This window comes from Candidatus Hydrogenedentota bacterium, assembly GCA_013359265.1.
Classification (GTDB): Bacteria; Hydrogenedentota; Hydrogenedentia; order Hydrogenedentales; family SLHB01; genus JABWCD01.
Genome location: JABWCD010000009.1, coordinates 26017 through 49676, shown reverse-complemented (window position 1 = coordinate 49676; position 23660 = coordinate 26017). Strand labels below are relative to the sequence as shown.

Sequence of the window (23660 nt, the reverse complement as noted above, 5' to 3'; positions counted from 1 at the left end):
ATTTCCCATTACTTCAACTTTCCCTTCCATGTTTATTTCGACAACAGCAAATCCAGCGGCAGTTCGTCGGCCACCCGGCAGACCGCCGCATAAAAGTCCTCGCGCGACATGCGCATTAAGGCCGCGCCATACGCCTCGCAGAGATCGAGCGTCACGGCGTTACCGTAGTTGATTGCGCCAGCCATATAGGCAACGATGAACGGCAGACATTCCGGCCTGTCCGCGAAGTGCGGGTGCACGTCCAATCGGCAACTGCGATGGGCCGCGCCGCCCTCGAACACCGGTTGCGCGAACTGGTGCGGCTCGAGCGCCGAGGCGTCGTACACGATTTTCGTGTAAAGCTTCAGGCAATCGGCATCCACCAGAAACCGCGCGACGTTCGCTGTCGACAACGGACCGCCGAGCTTTGCTATCGCGCGCGCAGCGGCATCCTGCGCGTGACGCAACAGCGACGCGTGCAGGTCGTCGTCAACTGCGAAGTCCTCCGCCGTGAAGCCGCTCATTTTGCCGCGGCTTCCTTCTTCGGTTCGTACCGTGCCTTGAATTCTTCCTGGCGTTTCTTGCGCGCGTCGGCCTCGCCCGGATCCATCTTGTTGATGTACCACTTGTGGTTGTCGCTGTTGAGCACCTCGTCGAGCTTGGCTTGAAGCGCCGTGGCGGCTTCCTTTTTCGCGGCGTCCTCGGATTCGAGGCCTTTGTGGATGATTTCCTCTAGTTGTGGAATGAATTCCGTATAGAAGTGCTTCGATACTTCGTACGTGCCGTGCCAATGCGTGATGTCCGGTCCCATCATCGAAACACCATGGCGCGCGCGCCGGCCTTCGTGGTGCCAAATCTCGTACCACGTCCACTCAATTTCGTTCGAGAACTCGACCGGTTTCAGAAGCGGTTTCGCCGCGGCCATCAGGTCCAGACCCGGTTGCGCGAATTTCTCGTGGTATAAGTCGAGCAGCTCGTCGTACTGCTTGTAGAAGCTGTCGAAAAAGTTCACGTTGTGGCAACTCAGACACACCTGCTTCATGTTCTCGCGCCGCTGCTGCCAGCTAACGTTCGCTCCGGGCAGCCCCATTTTCGCGTCCGCCACTTCGGGGCGGACCGAAATTGCGGGCCGGTTGTTCCAACTGATTCGCAAGCCGACGTCGTGCGTCACCGGCATGTTCTTCGTCGCGCTCATGTGGCACGTCGCGCAGGTCGGCGCCGCGCTGTAGTCTTCACCCACGACCCATTTCGGATTGGCAAGGTTCATCTTGTCGACGTTCGCGCGGAACGCGATGCCATGTTTTGACTCGTTGTAAATTTCGATTTGCGGGTGATCGGGCCCCATGTGGCACTTGCCACAGTTCTCCGGCTGCCGTACTTGTTCGACGCTGAACTCGTGCCGCGAATGGCACGCCGAGCACGAGCCTTCCGAGCCGTCGGGGTTAATTCGGCCGATGCCGGTGTTTGGCCACGTCGCGGGGTCGAGTTTGCCGCCGGGCAGCACCTTCACCTCGGTGCCGTGGCATTGCCAACACCCGTTCACCGCGGCGGCAGACACACCCTCGGGAAACGCGGGCGTCACCATGCCGTGGTTGCCTTCGACCACCTCGGCCAGTGTGTTATCGAGTGACCCGAGGATGCGCGCGCCCTTCGAGTGGTGCGACGCGGCGAACTCCTCGACCTCGCGCGCGTGGCACCGCGCACAATCCCGCGGGCTGACGATCGTCGAGATATACTGCCCCTCGTGCAGCCACGCGTCTACGTCGTCCTTGTTCGCGCGGTGGCATTCCATGCACCCGATGTTCCCGCGGAAATGTTTGCTCGCTCCCCACTGCTCGTAGATCGCGGGGCTCTGCGTCTTGTGACACTCCGCACAGGCTTTCGACTCCGGCGACAACTGCGGCAGCATGTATCCAGCGCCGGGGACGGCGGGCTGCGGTTGCGCCGCGGGCGCGGCGAGCGCCGTCGACGCTTCCTGCGCGGACGCGGGCAGCGCCAGCAATCCAAGTATGGCGGCGAACATCGCGATCGCCGCGATGATCGCCATCGTCTTGTGAACCCACATGGAACTCCTCCTTCTCGATAGCGGGGACCCGCCGTATTCGTCCTGGGCCAATAGCTGTGCGCGTGTCATGGCGTCATACCTCTTTCGACTGGTGGCGGAATTCGCCGGACATGATGGGAATTGAAACGTGGAGCATCCACGAAAAGATCAGTAGACCGAACGACCAAATCCCCACGCATACCAACGCCTCGTTAAGCGAGGGGACATATTCGACGATATTGCCGAGAGGCGTCGGCACGAAGCCGGGCACGATGAGGCCCATGCCTTTCTCGATCCAGATGCCGACGATGGCGAGCACGCACGCGGCGTTGAGCAGCGAGATGCGCTGCGCAAGCGGCGGGATGATTAGGATTGTGGCGGCGGCGAATTCCATCGCCATCGCACCCCACATCCACGGCACCAACGCGTCGTGGCCGTGCAACCCAAAGAAGAGGTACTTCGCGGAACTGCTGTGCACGGACTCGGAATAGAACTCCTTGAACGCCTCGCACCCGAGGAGAAACAGGTTCACCAGCAGAGAAACGGTAACGATGTTGCGCAAAATGTGCAGCGCACGGTCCGAAATCTGATACGTGGACATGCGGCGGATGATCTGGAACACGATGATGAGAATCCCCGGGCCCGCCGTGAACGCGGAACCGAGAAATCGCGGCGCAACAATTGCCGAATTCCAGAACGGCCGTCCGACCAGGCCGACGTACAGGAACGCCGTTACGGTGTGAATGCTGACCGCCCACGCGATCGCCACCAGCACGAACGGCATGTAGAACAGAATTGTCGGTTTTCGATCCATGTACTTCATAAACAACAGGTAGCCGCAAATGTGCAGATTGAGCAGCAGGTACCCGTTCAACACGATCACGTCCCACGACAACATCGAGCCGGGAAAATTGAATTTGCCGATGACCGGGATGAGGTGCCAGAACCGGTCCGGCCGGCCGAGGTCGACCACAACAAACAACAGCGCCATGACAATCGCGGCGATCGCAAGCAGTTCGCCGAACAGCACCACGTCGTGCATGTCCTTGTTGCGGTAAATGTACGCCGGAATTACGAGCATCACCGCCGCCGCGGCAACGCCTACGAGGTACGTGAAGTTCGCGATGTACGCGCCCCACGATACCTGGTCGGTCATGCCGGTCACGGCGAGACCCTGCACGAGCTGCCGCGAATACGCGTTCCCGCCGATGACCGTGAGCACGGTCAGCACGGCCATCCACAGATAGAACTTCCGTGAGCCGCTAAAGCTCAGCACGAAGGCGCGCGCGAGGAATAGGATGTAGTCTCGAAGCAGTTTCACCGCCGCGCCCTCATACGTCAAAGTAATAGAAGAAGCGAGGGGCCGTGCCCGCGTCTTCTTTCAGGATGTACACGCGTTTGTTCTTCAGGATGTAATTGATCTCGCTGTCCGGATCGAGCATATTTCCGAACACACGCGCGCCCGTCGGACACACCTCCATGCACGCGGGATACTGGCCTTCGCGCGTGCGGTGCAGGCAGTACGTGCATTTCTCGACTACCCCCATCGGCCGGATACGGTTGCTGAGGTAGCCCATGTTCGGGTTGATTTCTTCCGGCGGAATCTCTGCCTGCTTCCAGTTGAACCGGCGCGCCTCGTACGGGCAAGCCGCCATGCAGTACCGGCAGCCGATGCACCAGTTGTAATCGATGACCGTAATGCCGTCCGGTTCGGTCCAGGTCGCCTCGACCGGGCACACCTTCGTGCACGGCGGGTTTTGGCACTGTTGGCACTGCACCGGCAGGTAATACTTGCCTTTTGCCGGCACCTGCTCGTGGTCGTAGTAGAGATCGGACTTCTCGACGTCGAGCGATCCCGCCGGCATCTCGAGCACACGGATGTACTGCATCTGCGGATCGCGCGTCTGGTTGTTCTCCTGTACGCACGCCTCGACGCATTTCCGGTTGCCGTTGCAGCGGGAGAGGTTCAGCGCATAGCCGAATTCGACGCCGTCCATCGGCCGAATGTCGCGCACCGTCACTTTCGCGCCATAGTCGCGCGCGACCTCGTTCTCGATGCGGCGAAGGATTTGATCGAGCAGGTCGGGCGTCAAGCGCTTGTAGTGTTGCTGAAGGAATGCGTCCAGGCTGACACCACTGTTTACCGACCGCAACGGCGCGCTGATGCCTGCCAACGACGCAAGGGCCGCCATCGTCCCTACGCCCGCCTTCAGAAAGCTGCGGCGTTGAAGTGTCGGGTCCAAGGCGCCGCCCTGGGTTCCGCGCGGCGCGTTCATGGCGCAGAATCCGGGCCGGAATCTCGGCCATTTGAGAACCGCGACCGCTTCGGCGGCGGCAGCGGCGTCATGGTCTTGAACTTCGGACTGTGCGGATCGTGGCACTGCACGCAGAACAGTTTGGAGCGTCCACCCTTCGACGTGTCCCAATGCCCATTCTGGCGCCCATGAATCCCGGCTTCCCAATCGCGGTACGTCGGACCATGGCATTTCGAACACAGCCGCGCCGGCTGGTCGGCGGGGATTTCATTGCCGTCGTGGTCCACGTAAACGTCACGGTTTCGCGGGTGATGGCAACTCAGGCAGTTTGTGTTCAGGCCGTGGTCCAACGTGATGTTCGCGTGCTCGGACTGGAGCGGGTTTTGCCGGGGCGGCGGCTGAATGCTGAAATGGCATTCTGTACACCGGTAGGTAAACCCCGCCTTCTTGTAGTGTAGCGGCACAAATTCGCCCCGAATCGGAGTCGTGTCAAAAACCGCGCCCTCGACCTCGCGTACATACAGCGACGCCGCATCGACCGGTTCGGCGTAGGGGCTGCACGAAGACAGAACAATGGAGATTCCGAGACCCAGCGTCAGCAATTGGCTCAAGCGCGACTCGATCATCCCTGCAGGTACCCCACCGATATTCGGTTAGTCGATAGAGGCGGAACAGTACTTACCCTCGGAGATCGCAGACGCACAATTCGTGCCGAAAGATGTATTCTTGTGCAATATTTATAAATAACGTAATCTCAATGCCGTACAATGGGTTACGCAGGAGCCGAATTCATGACCGGCCGCCCGGAAAATGTGTAGGGATGACACATCTGTTCAGTACGCAACTGTTTCGAGCCTTGCTCGTCGAACGTCGCCGACAGTGGTCCCCGCGTCTATAAAATCGCGGCCAATTCGGAACCATACCCCGCCCCAGGGGTTTTATGATGCGCTGAAGCGGGTTAGAATGAGGCCCGTTCGGAAGAGCAAGGTCCAGCGTGACGACAAAAGGAGTGGTGAAGAATGGCCACGCCATTATTGAAGCCGATCGACTCGTGGAGCGCCGCCAATGCGAGGCACCTGCTCAACCGGGCTGGTTTCGGCGGTCCGTCCGAGCGGCTCACTAAGATTGCCGCGATGACGCCCGAAGAGGCGGTTTCATTCCTCGTCGATTTCACTGCCCAGCCCACGGACGCCGGCGCACCCGAATTCGTGGTCGCAGTGCGCAGCCCGGAAGAGGTCAGACGCGAGATGGAAGGCCTCAGCGTCGAGGAGCGGCGCGCCAAGGCCAACGAGTACCAACAGGAAGAGCGCGCCGCAATCCAGAAGTTGAAGGGGTGGTGGCTCGAACGGATGCACACCACAGAGCGTCCGCTCGAAGAAAAACTGACGCTGTTCTGGCACGGACACTTCGCCACATCCGCGCAGAAAGTCAAGTCCTCCTGGCATACGCACCAGCTTAACGACGTGTTTCGCAGGAATGCGGCGGGAAATTTCAAGCAGTTGACGATAGACGTCGGCCAGTCGCCGTCGATGCTTCGTTACCTGGACAACAACCGCAGCACAAAGAAGCACCCAAACGAGAACTGGGCGCGCGAACTGATGGAACTTTTCACGCTCGGGCAGGGGCAATACACCGAAGACGACATTAAGGAATCCGCCCGCGCGTTTACGGGTTGGACGGCGGACCATCAGAAGTTTGCATACCGGTTTGATTACCACGACGGCGGTCCGAAGACGTTCATGGGGAAGACTGGCAATTTCGACGGCTGGGACGTCATCAACATTATCTTCGAGCAGCCCGCCGCATCGAGATTCATCGCGGCGAAACTGTGGAAATATTTCGCGTACGACGATCCCGAGAAGGAGATTGTGGAAGGTCTTGCGCAGACGCTGCGCGAAAACAACTACGAACTGCGCCCGATGCTTCGGCAGATGTTCGCGTCGCGCGCATTCTACGGCGATAAGGCGGTCGCCCGGCAAGTGAAGAGCCCGGCCCAGTTCGTCGTGCAACTCGCCTTCGACATGCGTTACGAGAACCCGCCCTATGTCGCCATGGCGCGCGCATGCCAATCGCTCGGCCAAGACCTGTTTTTCCCGCCCAACGTGAAGGGATGGGACGGCAATCTCGCGTGGGTCAATGCGAATGCAATGCTGACCCGTTACAACCTTCCGCAGGGACTCCTTGCCGCGAACGTCGTAAAGGACGCGCGCATGGAAACGACGGCAAAGAAGCCCGGCGGCGAGTCGATGGAACCGGCGATGCAGGACACGATGATGTCCCCGAAAACGGACGACATGCCGGAACGCTGGGACGCGCGCGAGTTCTTGCTTTCGCTCGGTTTCAACACGCCGAACGAGTGCGTGACCAAGCTCGCGGAACACTTCCTGTGCGTGCCGCTCACGGACGCGCAGCGCGCCGAGTTGCTTGCCGCGCTCGAGCCCGCGCTGGGCCCCGACCAGTCCATGAACCGCAAAAACGTAAACCCGAAGAATTTGTTCGCCGCGATGCACCTGCTGCTGAGCACGGCGGAATACCAACTGTGTTAACGAATCCCGGCACCGATACGAGGTAAACGCCAATGAACGTCATCATCTCACGCCGCGGTTTCCTGAAGGGTGCGGCCATGTTCAGCTCGATTGGGCTCGCGCCCGCGTTTCTGGCGCACACGGCCGAGAGCGTTTCAGGCGATGCCGCGCCAATCGCGGGATTCAAGGACGGCCGCATACTCGTCGTCGTGCAGTTGGGCGGCGGAAACGACGGATTGAACACGCTTGTGCCGTGCTCGGACGACTCCTACTACCGCGCGCGGCCCACGATTGGACTAAAGAAGGATAGGCTCATTCGCATCAATGACGATCTTGCCGCAAACGACAAGCTCGCCGACCTCATGAAGCTGTACGACAACGGCCAAGTCGCGATCGTTCAAGGCGTGGGCTATCCGAACCCGGACCGCTCGCATTTTCGTTCGATGGAAATCTGGCATACCGCTAGCGACTCGGACGAATTCCTGTCCCGCGGTTGGATCGGACGCTACTTCGACAACTGCTGCTCCGGTTCCGCGCGCCCGCAGGCCGGTGTCGCGCTGGGAAAGGAGCGGCCGCAAGCCTTTGACGGCGAGAAGGGGATCGGCGTCGCGTTCGAGGACCCGGCAGCCTTCGGTTGGAAACCCGGCAAGGCGACGGACACCGCCGAACGCTTCGAGAAGATCAACGCCGAAGGCAGCAGCAAGAATGACACCTTGGAGTTCCTGCGCCACACAACGTCGAACGCGATCATGAGTTCCTATGAAGTGAAAGAAGCCGCGCAACGCGCGGGCGCGGCCAACACCGGCCAGCGCCCCGGCGCGAAAGACCCGCTGCAAACCGTCGCGGCCCTCATCCGCGGCGATTTGCAGACGCGCATCTACTACGTCAGCACGAGCGGGTTCGATACGCACGCCAACCAGGCGGGCACGCACGATTCGTTGCTCGAACGGTTCGCGCAGTCCCTCGGGCGCTTCCAGCAAACCCTCGAAGCGGATGGTCACGCCGACCGCGTCGTGACGATGGTGTTCTCCGAATTCGGACGCCGAGTCGAGCAGAACGCCAGCGGGGGCACGGACCACGGCACCGCCGCGCCAATGTTCGTTGTGGGCAAGAACGTCAAGGCGGGCATCTATGGCAGCGCGCCCAACTTGACGGATCTCGATGACGGCGACCTGAAGTACGGCGTCGACTTCCGCAGCGTCTACTCCTCTGTACTTAAAGATTGGTTCGAAGTTGCCCCGGAGAAAATCCTGAAGAAGGAATTCAGCCGGATTCCACTCATCGCGTAGTGCGGCCCACCGCCGCCGGACCGCCCCGAACGTGCCGGCGGCGGTGTCAATTTCTATTGAAAAGCTGTCCCGGAAATTCTAGTATCGCCCCGTCGGCCGGATTGGACCCCGGACCGTCACGGAGAACACGGCTTGAGAATCCTCATCGCCGAGGATGACGCGGTATCGCGTCGTATCCTCGAAGCGTATCTTCGGAAATGGGGCCACGACGTCGTCGTAGCCAAGGATGGCGCGGAAGCGTGGGAGTGCCTTCAACGCGAAGACGCGCCCCGGCTTGCGTTGTTAGACTGGATGATGCCCGCCATCGACGGAGTCGAAGTCTGCAAACGCGTACGGGCACGCGATGGCGCGCCGTTCACCTACCTGCTGTTGTTGACCGCGAAAGGCGAGACCGGCGACATTGTGACCGCGCTCGACGCCGGCGCGGACGACTACCTAATCAAACCGTACAACGCGGACGAGTTGCGCTCGCGAATCGGCGCGGGAGAACGCATCGTGCGGCTTCACGAGGAACTGGAACTGGCGAACGCCGCGCTGCGGCGACTCTCACAGACAGATTTCCTGACACAGGTTTCAAACCGCAGCGCCATCGTGCATCGGCTCGAAGAAGAGCTCTCCCGCTCCGCGCGGACCAATGCGCCCCTGGCCGTATTTCTGCTCGACGTCGACCATTTCAAGCGGATTAATGACACCTACGGCCACGCCGCCGGCGACGCCGTCTTGATCGAAGTCGCGCGCCGGCTGAAGGAACAGTGCAGGACTTACGACGCCACCGGCCGGTACGGCGGCGAAGAGTTCGTCGTTATCGCGCCGGGACCGCAACGGACCGAAATCGAGGCAGTGGGCGAACGCGTACGCAAGGCGATCGCGCATGCCCCGTTCGCGTGTGACGACAAGTCGATCGACGTGACCGTGAGCGTCGGCGGAGTCTGGATCGCCCCCGGTGTTGCCGCGTCGGTGGATGTGGTTCTCAGGCGCGCCGACGAGCTGCTCTACCAAGCGAAACACGCCGGGCGCAATTGCATCGTCACCGCGGGCGCGAACGACGACGCCCCGCACCAATCCCCCCATACCATACCCGCGTCCGTTTAGGTTGCGTGACCGCCTCCCACCGCCATCGTTGTAAACGCTATTTTCCTTGCGGCACACTACCGCGACCGGCGCGGCGTGGAGTTCGTTCAACCATGGCATATCGATTGGGAGATTACCTGCTATACGGCGAATTGCGTAACGCCACGCGTTATTCGACGCACGGGCACATCGTGTTGCGAGGCGAGACGGACGCCGAACCCGTCACCGTGATACTCAATCTTACCGGCGACTGCGACCCCGACCTTCGCGGCAAGCATGTCCGGTTCATGCCCGAGAATCCCGACTCGGACGGACCGGCTTTTCGCTGGGACGAGCATAAGGGATTCCAGGATAGGCAAGTCGGCCCCACGGGCACGATGACCGCGGAAGGTTGGGTGCGCACCTTCGAGTGTTCGGTCGACGAATTCCTCCGCCGATCGAAACTGGGCGAGCCACCGCCCACAACGTGGAAACGCCGCCTTTATCTCGAATGGTTCAGCCAGAACGGGCGCGTCGTTATCGAGTTGGGCGGTGTAATCGTCGAGGAATGCATCCGCGAGCCCCGCAAGGGTGACGACGACGACGAGGGCGAATGGGCCGTGATTCCGAACCTCGCCCTCCCGCCGGAGTTGGATACATCGCCGAAACCCGCCGGGCCGAGTTTCACCGTGATCAACGTGGAAGGGGACACTGCACGTGTCGAACACTGGACACCACACTCCCCCGAGCGAGATACCGGTGAAGACGACCCGCTGGAACGGCAGTTCGGCGATGAAGCCGCCGCCATTGATCGCGCGCTACATGACGAAGGCAAATACGACCAGGATATGTACGAGACCGAACTTATCGACTACTGTATCGAGCACGCCGAAGAAAAACCGATTATCGAGTTGCTTGGCGATGCCGGTAAGTTGCCCATGCCGGAAGACCTCGATGACGATCAAGTCGAAGCCCAACTCAAGGGCCTGCTTGGTCAAATGGCGATGCTCGGTGTCGCCCTCGACGTGTGCGAACACTACACCCCGCGTGAATGCTACCGCCTCTTGCGCGACACGATTCTTCCCGACAACTCGACCTACGAAGAACTCATCGGCACGGGCTGGGTCACCCACATCATGACCAGCGAATACTGCAAGGCATGCGAGGAGCAATTCGAGCGGGAGTACGCCGAAGAAGAACGGAAGCGCAAAGAGGAAGGGGAGCGGAACTGAACCCCGCCTTCAGCGTGCAAGCAGCTTAATAGAATTCGACGCCAAACAATTTTGCTTGTCGCAGTTTGAACGAAAAAATCACCGGCTTCCCTCCGTGGTTTAGTTTGTCGTCCCCGTTCCACGTAACCGGCAGTTGGAGGCTGTCACCGATGATGCGGTCGGCAGTGTCAAAGGTGCGCCCCTCGATCACGCCGCCGGGAAATGCGCGCACCTGTGTTTTGATATACCCGCTGGGTTTGACCGACGCGTTGAGTCGAATGCGATCGCCGCGAGGAATCACCGCGACTGTTGCGAACTCGCCTTCTTCGTCGCACTGCAGTGCGACCAGCCGGCCCTTGGGCCAGGTCGCGATTCCGCCGACGCCCTGAACGCCGGGAAACAGTCCCTTGCGTTTGTCGAATGCGCGGCCGGGGTATTTATGCGGGATCGGATTGCCGCCGTACGTGATGCCCCACTTGTCGCCCGCATAATCGAGGAGGTTGCCGCTGCACACGACGTAGCCGCCGTCCGGCGCGCCCACCGCGCCCAAGCCCACCACCGGTCCGCCGGGCACGCGTGACCAGACGTTGCCGTCGGGACTCGACAAGAGCCACGTTGCGCCGCCGTCGCTTTCGAGTTCCCAAATCCACGGGAACATCACGTAGTTATCGGAGATGCCAGGCAGCGTCGTTGCGCAATTGGTGTAGTAGAGATGGCTTGGCGCCATGTCCGCTCCCGTGGTCACGATAATCTCCGGTTTGCTGAAATGCCGAAAGTCCTTGCTCGTCGCGCGCGCGATGGAGCGGCGGCCCACACCGATCCAACTGTCGATATTCTCCTTTTCAAACCCCGGCGCCTTTTGCGTCGCCTGCCAGCCACGGACGATCGCGACATATTCCTTACGATTGGGATCGTAATAACAAACGTTCTGCGTATCGGCGTGCTGAATCATGAGCGGTTCGGGCAGCGACGTCCAATGCAGTCCGTCGGGAGACACCGCGCCGAACACGGCCACGACACAACGATAGCCGCCGACGTCCGTGCGCCGCGCCATCGTATCGACTTCATCCGGATACTTGGCGGCAAACGCGTTCCACTCGTCGTCGGTGATGATGCCGAGATAGAACATCTTGTAACGTTCGTCGGTCGAGGAGGGATCGACGAATACCGTGCCGCCGTGAAATCCGCGTACGGAGCCATTCAGGTCGCCGCGAAAAACGATGTTGTTGTCCTTGTTGCCCGCGTATTCGATAAGGCCGAGCTTCGGGATGGTCCACGTGACGGCATCTGCCGACTCCGCGTAGGCGATGTGGCTGTTGTATCCGGGAAGTATCTTGTCCTTGCTGCTGAACGGCTCGGGATCCGGCGTTGCACCGACGGTGTACCACGATCTGTACTTGCCGTCGTCGAACACCTGCGCCGCGATCTGGCCCGGTTGGAACGGCGCCTTCTCCGCGGGTTGCGCAACGAGTTTGATGCCGCGCGGCATGTCAATCGTCTCGAACTTCGCGGGCCGCGTTCCGTCGCCCTCGAGCCACGCGCCGACGTTCTTTTCCGCTTCGGTTGCGTCGGGGGCGACGTCCACTTTCCAGCCGAAGCTGCCTTGGCGAACGTACTGCCAGCTCGTGAAATAGATAAAGTTCGACTTGAGTTCGACGGGTTCGCCGTAGAAGCGATCGACTTGGGCGTGGGTGGTTAGCGCAATTCCGAGAGCGATGAAAAGGTGTCGGCTCATTGCCATGCTCCGTTCGGGTGTCGGGTGTCGGGTGTCGGGTATCGGGTGTCGGGTGTCGGGTTTCGGGTGTCGGGTATCGGGTGTCGGGTATCGGGTTTCGGGTATCGGGTGTCGGGTTTCGGGTATCGGGTATCGGGTATCGGGAATTCAGGCCATTGGCGAGGCCCCAGGCTCAACGTGCATGTCCTTGCAGGGACGAGATCAATTTTGTCAACATCTTTCCAACATCCTGCGCGAGCGCCCAGGTTTTCTTCGCCTCGCCGCGCGATATGTATTCGAGTCTTCCCGAGACAATCAAGTGCGTTTCGAGTTCTGCAAGAGAGCCTTTCGCAATCGAAAGATGGCGCAAATAGTCACCTCGATGGGAACGCCCGTAACCTTCAGCGATATTCGCAGGTATTGAAGCAGCGGCCCGCTGTATTTGGGGTATGAGCCCGAATCGTTCGCTCGGCGGCATGCGTTTGGACAAACGATAAACCTCGACTACCAGGTCGACAGACTTCTTCCAAACATCGAGTTCTCGATACGTTGAGATCGCCTTTGGCATTCTCATCGCTCCTTCCTTCTTTTCTTCGCGTTCCCGAAACCCGAAACCCGAAACCCGATACCCGATCTCCTCCGATTCCCCATTCTCGACGTCTTCGCTTGTAGAGTTTCGACAGGACTACGCGACTTCCCGATGCGCTCCCCCTTCTTCGCGTGCCCGAAACCCGAAACCCGATACCCGATACCCGGCTCCTCATTCACCAGCGACTCGAATTCCTCCGGTATGGCCGTCTTGAACACCAACCGCTTGCCGGAGATCGGATGCGGAAACGCCAGGTAGTACGCATGCAATCCAAGCCGCTTTATAGGATTGCCGTGCGCATCATATTTCTTGTCGCCGACGATTGGATTGCCGTGTTCGGACAGGTGTGCGCGTATTTGGTTCTTGCGACCCGTCTCTAACTTTACTTCAAGCAGAGAGAAATGCCGCGTGCTTCGGATCAGGAGATATTTTGTAATCGCCAACTTCGCTTCGTCCGATGGCGGGGCGCTGTGCATACGCAAACTCTTCGGATGCTCGCGAAGATGGGAGCGAATGGTCCCGGACGCTTCGCGGGGCACGCCTTCCACGACGGCGTAGTACTTCTTCTCCGCGCTCTCCCAGTTCTGCTGCATCGCACGCTTGGCCTCCTCCGTGCGCGCAAATACGAGCAGGCCCGACGTGTCGCGGTCGAGCCGGTGAACGATGAAAATGCGCTCGCCCCGGTGCGGGCGGTCCTCCTGCACGTATGCCATCACCTGCCGGTACGCAGTCCGGTGCGTTTCCTTTTCCGTCGCGATCGTCAGCAACCCTTCCGGTTTGTTGACGACTATGATGTGCCGATCTTCGAACACGATCTCCGGCATTGTCGCGCTTGGCTTGCAGACCGGCGCCGGCGCCCCGCGCTCGATGACAACCCTATCCTTGGGTTCGAGCACGTGGTCGTGGCGTGTGACGGGGTTCCCATTCACGAACACCGCCCTGTGTCTGAGCAACTGCTTGAGCGCGGTCCGCTTTGTTTCCGGGTACTGCGACTGAAGGTAACGCAGTAACGCGGTGCGCTCCTTCACGATAAGCGTGCGGGACGATTTCATGGATAGTCGGTGCTCCTGCCGGCGCTGCAACTGCGATTTGATTCCCCGAGTCCATCTTATCCGTTGACGGTGCGGTAATCGACCAGCCGGTAGTGGGTTGCGCATACCGCGCGAATAAGCAGTTTTCGCAGTTGCAGACGACGCACTTCCATTCCGGCACGTCTGACATTCCATTCTCGCAAAATTTGGCTCCAGCGTACGGAATAACCTGACTTTACAGCACTCCACAACCTCGCGCGGGATTGTTCGGTCGATCCTCGTGTGTTATGATACCGAATGCTATGCTGCGGCCTTGTGCCTGTGCGGCGTAAGATAAGGGATTTGCTTTAGTTATGAATGGAATTTTCAAGCAGTTGTCCCTCTGGGTCGTTTTTCTCATTATCGTGGTCCTACTCCTCACGACCCTCAACAAAGGGCAGACCCCCAAGGGACAGTTCGGCCCGGAAGAGTTCACTGCGCAACTCGAGCAGGGCAATGTGAAACGCATCCAAATTAGTATGGGTGGCGAAAAGGGCATTTACACCGTCAAAGGAGAGCTAATACAGGAAGTCGACGGTCGCAAAAGCTTTTCATTCAATTCGCTCGAAAAGTACGCGAACGAATATTACGAAAAGGCCATGGAGAAGGGCATTCCAGCCGACGTAGACAAGGAGTCCTCCGGCATTCTCGTATCGATACTGATCAATATCGTGCCGCTCATTCTTATCGTGGCCGTGTTCTGGTTCTTCATGTTCCGCCAGATGCAGGGCGGCAGCAACAAGGCGCTGTCCTTTGGCAAGAGCCGCGCGCGTCTGGTCAACCACAGCGACAAGGTCGTCACGTTTGACGACGTTGCCGGCGTGGACGAGGCGAAGGAAGAGTTGCAGGAGATCATCGAGTTCCTGAAGGAACCGAAAAAGTTCTCGCGGCTCGGCGGCAAGATTCCCAAGGGCGTGCTGCTCGTCGGCCCTCCGGGATCGGGGAAGACGCTGCTTGCGCGCGCGGTCGCGGGCGAAGCGCACGTTCCGTTCTTCAGCATCAGCGGCTCGGATTTCGTCGAGATGTTCGTCGGCGTCGGCGCGAGCCGCGTGCGCGACCTGTTCCAGCAGGGGCAGAAGCACGCGCCGTGCATCATCTTCATCGACGAAATCGACGCGGTCGGCCGCCAGCGCGGCGCGGGCCTCGGCGGCGGCCACGACGAGCGCGAGCAAACCTTGAATCAGTTGCTCGTCGAGATGGACGGCTTTAACACGAGCGAGGGCGTCATCCTCATGGCCGCGACCAACCGGCCGGACGTGCTCGACCGCGCACTGCTTCGCCCGGGCCGCTTCGACCGGCAGATCGTCGTCGCAAACCCCGACATCAAGGGCCGCGAAGCGATCCTCGGCATCCACATCCGCAACAACGGCGTGCCCTGCGACCAAACCGTTTCCGTCAATACCCTCGCGCGCGGCACCTCCGGCTTCTCCGGCGCGGACCTTGCGAACATGGTGAACGAAGCCGCGCTGCTCGCCGCGCGCCGCAACCAGGACAAAGTCACCGCGCAGGACTTCGAGGACGCCAAGGACCGCGTGCTGATGGGACCGGAGCGGCGTTCGCTCGTTTTGAGCGCGAAGGAAAAGAAGAACACTGCGTTTCACGAAGCGGGTCACGTGATCGTGGGCCGACTCTTGCCGCACGCGGACCCCGTGCACAAGGTGACGATCATTCCGCGCGGGCCGGCGCTCGGCGTCACCAGCATGATCCCGCTCGAGGACCGCTACTCGTACTCGAAGGAATACTGCCTCGCCGCGCTCCGCATGATGATGGGCGGGCGCGCCGCGGAAGACGTCATGTTTGGCCAATTCAGCAGCGGCGCCGCGGGCGACCTCAAGAGCGCGACCGAACTCGCGCACCGCATGGTCTGCCAGTGGGGCATGAGCGAGATGGGCCCCATTTCCTTCGGGTCGAATACGGAGGTGTTCCTGGGCCGTGACTTCATGCGCGAGCGCGATTTCAGCGAGGAGACTGCGTCGGCCATCGACAAAGCCATCCACAAGCTCCTCGAAGACGCCTACGGCGATGCGAAGAAGATGCTCATCGAGCACAAGAACATCCTCGTCGCGCTCTCCGAGGAACTCTACGAGCGCGAAACGCTCGACGCCGAGGAGATCGACGACCTCTTCCGCAAGCACGGCCTCGGTCATCTGTTGCCGGTGAAGAAAGAATCGCCTCCGGGCACCCCGCCCAAAGGCATCGAAGTCGCGCCCGACAAGAAAGCCGCGCGCGAACCCGAAGTCGGCGGCGGCCTCGGCCCCGGCGATATGGTCCCCGGCCCGGCGTGAGCGTGATGCAACGGACCGTTTTCTCGGCGCCTCCAAGTTCTTTTGGAGGCGTTGCCGCTTTAGCCGGTGTAAAGCGCCCAGGAATGCGCCGCGGTAGCGGCGCTTTTCCGGGCACGTTGGCATCGGGCCCGCCAGGGCGGCAGCGCTTGACCGCACTCGCAGGCGCATGGCGCAGGTGACTCGGATGGGGGCCCCGTCTGTCGCGCGCGAGACGCTCATCATGGGGGTGTTGAACGTCACGCCGGATTCGTTTTCGGACGGCGGGAAATATTCGAGCGCAGAAGCCGCAGTGGCGCACGCGCGCGAGATGGCCGCCGAGGGTGCGCACATCGTCGACGTCGGCGGCGAGTCGTCCCGGCCAGGCGCGGAGCCGCTCGACCCGAACGAAGAACAAGGCCGCGTGCTCCCGGTCATCGAGCAGATCGCGGCGGAGCGCATTCCCATTTCCATCGACACGTATCACGCTGACACCGCGCGCCGCGCGCTTTCCCTTGGCGCGGGCATGGTGAACGATATCACGGCGCTGCGCGGCGATCCGGGCATGGCGGAGGTTGTCGCGGAAGCAGCGTGTACGTGTGTGCTGATGCACATGCTCGGAACGCCGCGCACCATGCAGCGCGCCCCGCGCTACAACGACGTGGTCGATGACATTTGCCGGTTCTTCGACGAGCGAATCCGCTACGCGACGAAGACGGGCATTCGCGAAGAGGCAATTTGGCTCGACCCGGGCTTCGGCTTTGGAAAAACCCCCGCGCACAACCTCGAGATCCTGCGCCGCCTTTCCGAATTCAAGAAGTTCGGCAGGCCGATTTTGATCGGCACGTCCAATAAGTCGACAATTGGGGAGGTACTCGGTGTTGCCGTCGACGATCGCATGGAGGGGACGGCGGCAACGGTGGCCATCGCCATCGCCCACGGCGCGGACGCGGTACGCGTCCATGACGTGAAGCGGATGGCGCGCGTCGCCAAGATGACCGATGCTATTGTTAGAGGGACGTATAGTGAATGACCGCTGCGTTTCGGGCAATTGCGAGTCAAAGCAGAGCTCTTCAGGAGCGCGTTACCAAGCGGAGCCTGGTAACGAGAATGGGACTGAAGCTTGGTAACGAGAGTGGGACTCGTGAGAGGGACCTTCAATGAGTGACCGTATGTTTGGGACCGACGGTATCCGCGGCGTGGCGAACATGGCGCCGGTGAACGTTGAGACCGTATTGAAAGTAGGCCGCGCGGCGGGATACCTGTACCAGCAGGAAGCGCGCCGCCACACCATCCTCATCGGCAAGGACACGCGCATTTCCGGCTATATGGTCGAGAACGCGCTGACCGCCGGGCTGTGTTCGATGGGAGTGAACGTGCTCCTGACCGGCCCGTTGCCGACGCCGGGCGTGTCGTACATCATGCGCAGCCTGCGCTGCGACGGCGCAATCATGATCAGCGCATCGCACAACGCATTCCAATACAACGGAATCAAGTTCTTCGCGCGCGACGGCTTTAAGATTGCCGACGAAGTCGAGGACGAGATCGAGAAGCTCGTCATCAGCGGCGAGATCGACAACATGCGTCCGACCGCGGGCGAGATCGGGACCGCGCGCCGCATCGACGACGCCGTCGGGCGCTACATCGAATTCGCCAAGGCGACATTCCCGAAGGGCATGCGGCTGGACGGCCTCAAGATTGTTGTCGATACCGCCAACGGCGCGTCGTACAAGTGCGGGCACTATACGTTCAGCGAACTGGGCGCGGAAGTCATTCCGATTCACAACAATCCGAACGGCCGCAACATCAACGAGAATTGCGGATCGGTCCATCCCGAAGAAATGCGCGCAACGGTCATTCGCGAGCGCGCGGACGTCGGCATCGCGTTCGACGGCGACGGCGATCGCATTGTCATGGCGGACGGCGACGGCCGCATGCTCGACGGCAACGCGCTGCTCTCCATTCTTGGCGTTGATCTGCTTGAACGCGAGGCCCTGCCCGGAAAAGCAATAGCGACGAACATCATGGCGAACGGCGGTCTCGCGAAGGCAATCGAAACGCACGGCGGCAGCGTCGTGTGGACCAAAGTCGGCGACCGCTTTGTGGTTGAAGCATTGCGCGAACGCGGCCTCACGATTGGCGGGGAAGCCTCCGGTCACATGGTCATGCTCGATCATAACGTCACCGGCGACGCCCTCATTGCGGCGCTTCAAATCCTCGCCACGATGATCCGCCGCGATCAACCGCTTGCCAGCCTCGCGTCCGTTTACCAACCCATGCCTGAAGCGAACCAATCCGTCCCGCTCAACGGCAAACCCGTTCCCAGCGAAGAGGTCATCGACTCCGTCCGCAAAGACGCCGAAGACGAACTTGTCGGCACCGGCCGCGTGGTAATCCGCCCCTCGGGTACCGAACCTGTCATTCGCATCATGGTGCAGCACGAAAAAGCGAAAGTGGCCGAAGGATTGGCGAAACAACTGGCGAAGAAAATCGCTGCGCTGTGAGGGAGTTGGGAAGAAAGGAAGTTAGGGAGTTAGGAAGTCAGGGAGCAAGAGATTGGCGGCGAGTTTGTGCAAAGAGTTGGTCGTTTGGCAAAAGTCGATGTCGCTGGCCAGGCAATGCTACAAGGTCACAGAGTCGTTTCCCAAAAGCGAAGCATTCGGAATTTCGTTGCAGATTCGCCGGGCTGCCGTATCCATCCCGTGCAATATTGCCGAAGGCTGGGGCAGGGAAGGTGCAAAGGAATTCTCGCAGTTCTTGCGCATCGCTCAGGGAAGCACGAAAGAACTCGAGACCCTACTTCTGCTCGCACAGGATCTCTACCCGCAACACGCCGTGAAAGCGCCCGAGCTATTGGCGATTTTGGCTGAAATAAGCCGTATGCTCCGCGCGCTCATGGCCAAACTAAGCACCAAACCAAGGTAATGCGCATCACGATGAACTGCTTCCTCTCTTTCTCGCTTCCTGACTTCCTCACTCCCTCGCTTCCTAACTTCCTAACTCCTCCTCCCATGCCGGAGTTCCCTCCATGCAACCCGAAATGACTGCGCACGCCATCGAGGAAATCCTGCACTCTTTTCAGTGGATGGATCCACACACGCACATTGACGCGGCGCACCTTTCCGCGCGCGGGCTCGACGACATCCTGCTGTATCACATGTGCATCAGCGACCTGTATGCGGCGGGGTGTCCGTCGGGGGCGCGGATTCCGGAGGATCGCACGGAAGAGGAAGCGGCACGGCGCGTCGAGGAAGCGATCCCGTATCTTGCGAAGGCGCGCAACACGGCCATGTCCTGGGGCGTCCGCATCATTCTCGCGGACTTGTACAACTGGCACACGCCGATCGATTCGAGCAACTGGCGTAACCTTGACCGTCTCATTAAACATCACGCATCGAACCCCGTCTGGTCACGCGAGATCCTGCGCCGCGCGAACATCGCGCGCACCGGCACCGAACTCTTCCGTCAGCGCGACGGTTCCGCGGACGATCTGCTGCAATACGCAATCGAATGGTCGTTCTTCGCGCGAACGCAATGGGGCCAGCCCGACATTCCGCTGTACGAACTCGAGCGTGCGTGGAATGCTACGGCGCCGCAATGGACGCTGCCGGTCACGTTCGATCGCAAGTCCGCGCCGCCGCTGCACAAGACGATCAAGACCGTCGAGGATATCGATGCGGCGGTCGCGCATTACTGCGCACTTCTTCCGTACGACAAAGTGACGGCAACGGCGCAACACGTCTCGACCGATATCGACTACGCAATGCCGAGCGCCGATCAGGTGTCGGCCGCATTGAAGGCGCGCGCGAATGCGGGCGATCGCGAACGCGACATTTACTCGAGCTACATCATGCACCGGTTTTTGGGGGAGCTCGAGAAGCACGGCGACGAGATTGTTTTTCAATTCTCGTTCGGCGCGGAATCGTTGCCGTACGAGACCGGGTCGCGGCTGAGCCAGCGCGCCATCGGGCAGCTTGGCGAAATCGTTGCGCGGTATCCCAAACTCAAATTCATGTGCTTCCTTTCTAGCCGGCACGCCAATCAGTCGCTCTGCACGCTCGCGCGCGAGCTGCCGAACCTCTCGTTGTGCGGCTACTGGTGGCACAACTTCTTCCCCGGCGCCATCCGCCAGGTCATGGAGGAGCGCCTCGATATGTTGCCGGTCAACAAGCAGATCGGATTCTTCAGCGACGCCTATACTGTCGAATGGACCTACGCCAAAGCCGTCATCACGCGCAAACTCCTCGCCGAGGTCCTTGCCGACAAGGTGCAACTCGGCCAGTACTCCTTCAACGACATCCACGATATCGCTTACGGCATCCTGCACCAATCGTCCTGCGACCTACTCGGCATGACACCGCGGGCGTAGTCGCCACCGTGTTGGCGCTCCTATCTATTGGCCCAACGTGTTGCACTCGGTGTGCGCGGCGCAGTCGCGGACTAGGCCATGATTGGTCGGCAAGACGAGCGGGACGGAACTACACCATGCGAAACGACCTCTGTTTAATTGACAGGGGCGGTGTAAAATCGACGATTATTGCGGCGGGCTAGATTAAGTCGCGACGCGACAGGGGAGAATCGCGAATTTTGCGCATCACGAATCAGGTGCTATACTTTCCGGTCGGTACGCGTGGCGTATCGTACCGCAGTTGACGAAGTGGACACCGCATGATCACGAAGCTGGCCCCGTTCTTCCGCAGTTCGGTCTTCAAAAAGCAGTTGGTCGCGATTACCGGCCTGATTCTCGTCGGGTTCATCATCGTTCACATGGCCGGCAACTTTATCCTGTTCTTTGGCCCCGAAGCGTTCAACCACTACTCGGAAACGCTTCATGCCGTGCCCGAGTTGCTGTGGATCGCCCGTGCAGTCCTGATCGTCGCGGCGGTCGTCCACATTCGGTTCTCGATCCTCGTCACGCGCGAAAACCGGAAATCCGGCGGCACCAACCGCTACGCAGTGGCGGCCACGCGCGGCGAGACCAACTTCGCGAAAAAGTTCATGATCCTCACCGGCGCGCTCCTTTTCTTGTTCCTTTTTTTGCATCTCTCCGACTTCACCATCGCCGGAAAGACCGGCCCGTCCGTCGAGTTGAAGGGGCAGGAATACGAGTTGTACGGATTGGTTTGGAATTCGTTCCTTAACCCCTTGCGCGTGGTCATATACCTTGCAGCGGTCTGGTGCGTCGGTATGCACCTCAGCCACGGAATCCAGAGCATGTTTCAGTCCATCGGTTTCTATCACGACCGCTACACGCCCGTGATCCGGCAAGCCAGCCTCGTCATTGGCGCGGTGGTCGCGTGCGGGTTCAGTCTCGTTCCAATCTACGTAATCGTGCGGAACATCATCGGCGGGCCGGCGGTATGAAAAGCGTTGAGGGACTGCCGCAACCCTTTCAGGGTAGATACGGGGTGGGGGTGGTCTTTACCCAGGGTAGCCGCGCCTTCGTCGAAGCGACTCCGACGCGTCAACCCTGGGCTGCTCGCCGTAACCCCTATCGAGGTAATTCCAATCTCAATCCGTTGTTGCACAGTAGGCACTGGAGCAATGGAAATGACTCCATACCGGGCAGACCCGACAGACCCGAGCAATAAATGAGCACCACGAACACCCTCAATTCCAGAATCCCCTCCGGGCCGATCGCCGAGAAGTGGACCCGGCACAAGTTCGAGATGAAGCTGGTGAATCCGGCGAACAAGCGCAAGTACACGATCATCGTCGTGGGAACGGGGTTGGCCGGGGCGTCGGCGTCGGCGTCGCTGTCGGAGTTGGGGTACAAGGTCAAGACGTTCTGCATTCAGGATTCGCCGCGCAGGGCTCACAGCATCGCCGCGCAGGGCGGCATCAACGCTGCGAAAAATTATCAGAATGACGGCGACAGCGTGTACCGCCTGTTTTACGACACCGTGAAGGGCGGGGACTTCCGCGCGCGCGAAGCGAACGTGTACCGGCTCGCGGAGTTGAGCGTCAACATCATCGACCAGTGCGTGGCGCAGGGCGTGCCGTTTGCGCGCGAGTACGGCGGACTGCTGGATAACCGCTCGTTCGGCGGCGCGCAGGTCAGCCGCACGTTCTACGCGCGCGGCCAGACGGGCCAGCAGTTACTCCTCGGCGCGTACAGCGCGCTGATGAAAGAAGTCGCCAAGAAAGGCGTCGAACTCTATCCGCGCCGCGAGATGCTCGACATCGTCGTGATCGATGGCAAGGCGCGCGGGATCGTCTGCCGCAACTTGCTCACGGGCGAGATCGAGTCGCACGCCGCGGACGCGGTCATCCTCGCGACGGGCGGCTACGGCAACGTCTTCTATCTTTCGACGAATGCGAAGGCGTGCAACGTCACCGCGGCGTGGCGCGCGCACAAGAAAGGCGCGTACTTCGCGAACCCGTGCTACACGCAGATTCATCCCACGTGCATCCCCGTGCACGGCGACTACCAGTCCAAGCTCACGCTGATGAGCGAAAGCCTGCGCAACGATGGACGCATCTGGGTGCCGAAAAAACAGGGAGACACGCGCCCGCCCGATCAGATTCCGGAAGACGAGCGCGACTATTATCTCGAACGCAAATATCCGTCCTTCGGCAATCTCGCGCCGCGCGACATCTCGTCGCGCAGCGCCAAAGAACAGTGCGACGCGGGCAGGGGAGTGGGTTCGGGCCAGGCGGTTTATCTCGATTTCCGCGACGCGATTCAGCGCCTCGGCAAGGACCTCATCGAAGCGCGGTACGGCAACCTGTTTCAGATGTACGAACGCATTGTCGATGAAGACCCCTACAAGCGCCCGATGATGATCTATCCCGCCGTGCACTACACCATGGGCGGACTGTGGGTCGATTACAATCTCATGAGCAACCTGCCGGGACTGCACGTACTCGGCGAAGCGAACTTCTCCGACCACGGCGCGAACCGCCTCGGCGCGAGCGCGCTTATGCAGGGGCTTGCCGACGGATACTTCGTCATTCCGTACACCATTGGCCACTACCTCGCATCGACCAAGTTCGAAAAGGTGGACACGAGCCACGCCGAATTCAGGGCCGCGGAGGAGGAAGCGAAGAAGCGCATCGACACGCTGCTTTCGATCAAGGGAAAGCGCACCGTGGACAGTTTCCACCGCGAACTGGGTCTGCTCTGCTGGGACAAGTGCGGCATGGCGCGCAATAAGGCGGGACTGAACGAGGCGCTACAGATGATTCCCGCGATCCGCGACGAATTCTGGAAGAATGTCACGGTAGTCGGCAATGGCGAAGACTTCAACCAGTGCCTCGAACGCGCCGGTCGCGTCGCCGATTTCCTCGAGTTCGCCGAACTCATGGTGCGCGACGCGTTCCACCGCGAAGAGTCCTGCGGCGGCCACTTCCGCGAAGAACACCAGACCGAAGACGGCGAAGCCAAACGCGACGATATGAATTTCTGCTACGCGGGCGCGTGGGAATTTACCGGCGTTGACAGTGCGCCCACGCTGCATAAGGAAACGCTGGAATTCAAAGAAGTGCACTTGGCGACGAGAAGCTACAAATGAAGGAATTTTGGATTTTGGATTTTGGATTTTGGATTGGGAACTGCAAACGGACAAAGCGGCCCGCTGCGTTATGCTGCTTGCCTAAGTACTGGTCTTCGCCAAATCCGCGTGTATCCGCGCGATCCGCGGTCGCATTCGCCCTTTCAATCCAAAATCCAA

The 23660-nt window shown here is 60.4% G+C and carries 19 protein-coding genes; 11 read left to right on the top strand and 8 right to left on the bottom strand.

Translation table 11 applies throughout. From position 1 onward, the window contains the following. Positions 1-32 precede the first annotated feature (32 nt). The 5 genes from HUU46_10005 to HUU46_09985 all read right to left on the bottom strand — a co-directional run bounded on the left by HUU46_10005 (position 33) and on the right by HUU46_09985 (position 4904). Positions 33-503: a hypothetical protein gene (locus HUU46_10005; protein NUM53964.1), complete on the bottom strand. Its 471-nt coding sequence runs from the start codon at positions 501-503 to the stop codon at positions 33-35. Further along, positions 500-1888 carry a hydroxylamine oxidoreductase gene (locus tag HUU46_10000; protein NUM53963.1) on the bottom strand — a complete coding sequence of 463 codons (1389 nt, stop codon included), beginning with the start codon at positions 1886-1888 and terminating at the stop codon, positions 500-502. Before HUU46_10000 ends, HUU46_10005 begins: the two co-directional genes overlap by 4 nt. Positions 1889-2117: 229 nt before the next feature. Beyond that, complete coding sequence (nrfD, locus tag HUU46_09995) at positions 2118-3260, bottom strand: polysulfide reductase NrfD (GenBank protein ID NUM53962.1); 1143 nt, start codon at positions 3258-3260, stop codon at positions 2118-2120. A gap of 94 nt (positions 3261-3354) precedes the next feature. Then, on the bottom strand, positions 3355-4299 hold the full coding sequence (locus HUU46_09990; protein NUM53961.1) for a 4Fe-4S dicluster domain-containing protein: 945 nt from the start codon (positions 4297-4299) through the stop codon (positions 3355-3357). Beyond that, positions 4296-4904, bottom strand: coding sequence for a hypothetical protein (locus tag HUU46_09985; GenBank protein NUM53960.1), 609 nt, complete (start codon positions 4902-4904; stop codon positions 4296-4298). The genes HUU46_09990 and HUU46_09985 overlap by 4 nt, the downstream gene beginning before the upstream one ends. 393 nt (positions 4905-5297) lie before the next feature. On the opposite strand from HUU46_09985, the gene HUU46_09980 reads away from it, so the two are divergent. From HUU46_09980 to HUU46_09965, 4 genes are all read left to right on the top strand, one after another. Continuing rightward, the gene (locus HUU46_09980) at positions 5298-6824 is read left to right on the top strand and encodes a DUF1800 domain-containing protein (GenBank protein NUM53959.1); all 1527 of its coding nucleotides are present in this window, start codon (positions 5298-5300) and stop codon (positions 6822-6824) included. Positions 6825-6856: 32 nt separating this feature from the next. After that, positions 6857-8092, top strand: a complete 1236-nt coding sequence (locus tag HUU46_09975; GenBank protein NUM53958.1) for a DUF1501 domain-containing protein — start codon at positions 6857-6859, stop codon at positions 8090-8092. A gap of 132 nt (positions 8093-8224) precedes the next feature. Continuing rightward, on the top strand, positions 8225-9184 hold the full coding sequence (locus HUU46_09970; GenBank protein ID NUM53957.1) for a diguanylate cyclase: 960 nt from the start codon (positions 8225-8227) through the stop codon (positions 9182-9184). 92 nt (positions 9185-9276) lie between these two features. Further along, on the top strand, positions 9277-10374 hold the full coding sequence (locus tag HUU46_09965; GenBank protein NUM53956.1) for a hypothetical protein: 1098 nt from the start codon (positions 9277-9279) through the stop codon (positions 10372-10374). Between the two features lie 25 nt (positions 10375-10399). On the opposite strand, the gene HUU46_09960 is transcribed toward HUU46_09965, so the two are convergent. From HUU46_09960 to HUU46_09950, 3 genes are all read right to left on the bottom strand, one after another. Next, entirely contained in the window at positions 10400-12088 is a 1689-nt protein-coding gene (locus HUU46_09960; protein ID NUM53955.1) for a hypothetical protein, read from the bottom strand. Positions 12089-12260: 172 nt separating this feature from the next. Next, positions 12261-12635, bottom strand: coding sequence for a four helix bundle protein (locus tag HUU46_09955; GenBank protein ID NUM53954.1), 375 nt, complete (start codon positions 12633-12635; stop codon positions 12261-12263). Positions 12636-12637: 2 nt separating this feature from the next. Further along, positions 12638-13708 (bottom strand): RluA family pseudouridine synthase, encoded by a 1071-nt coding sequence (locus tag HUU46_09950; GenBank protein NUM53953.1) that lies wholly within the window; start codon positions 13706-13708, stop codon positions 12638-12640. A 332-nt stretch (positions 13709-14040) separates the two neighbouring features. Between HUU46_09950 and HUU46_09945 the strand changes: the two genes are divergently transcribed. The 7 genes from HUU46_09945 (at position 14041) to HUU46_09915 (ending at position 23501) form a co-directional block, all read left to right on the top strand. After that, the gene (locus HUU46_09945) at positions 14041-16011 is read left to right on the top strand and encodes an ATP-dependent metallopeptidase FtsH/Yme1/Tma family protein (GenBank protein ID NUM53952.1); all 1971 of its coding nucleotides are present in this window, start codon (positions 14041-14043) and stop codon (positions 16009-16011) included. A 166-nt stretch (positions 16012-16177) separates the two neighbouring features. Further along, entirely contained in the window at positions 16178-17020 is an 843-nt protein-coding gene (gene folP / locus HUU46_09940) for a dihydropteroate synthase (GenBank protein ID NUM53951.1), read from the top strand. Positions 17021-17147: 127 nt separating this feature from the next. Further along, positions 17148-18491: a phosphoglucosamine mutase gene (glmM, locus tag HUU46_09935; protein ID NUM53950.1), complete on the top strand. Its 1344-nt coding sequence runs from the start codon at positions 17148-17150 to the stop codon at positions 18489-18491. A gap of 97 nt (positions 18492-18588) precedes the next feature. After that, positions 18589-18912: a four helix bundle protein gene (locus tag HUU46_09930; GenBank protein ID NUM53949.1), complete on the top strand. Its 324-nt coding sequence runs from the start codon at positions 18589-18591 to the stop codon at positions 18910-18912. Between the two features lie 103 nt (positions 18913-19015). Next, positions 19016-20356, top strand: a complete 1341-nt coding sequence (locus HUU46_09925) for a hypothetical protein (GenBank protein ID NUM53948.1) — start codon at positions 19016-19018, stop codon at positions 20354-20356. A gap of 299 nt (positions 20357-20655) precedes the next feature. Continuing rightward, positions 20656-21351, top strand: coding sequence for a succinate dehydrogenase cytochrome b subunit (locus HUU46_09920; GenBank protein ID NUM53947.1), 696 nt, complete (start codon positions 20656-20658; stop codon positions 21349-21351). Between the two features lie 227 nt (positions 21352-21578). Then, positions 21579-23501 (top strand): fumarate reductase/succinate dehydrogenase flavoprotein subunit, encoded by a 1923-nt coding sequence (locus HUU46_09915; GenBank protein NUM53946.1) that lies wholly within the window; start codon positions 21579-21581, stop codon positions 23499-23501. Positions 23502-23660 lie beyond the last annotated feature (159 nt).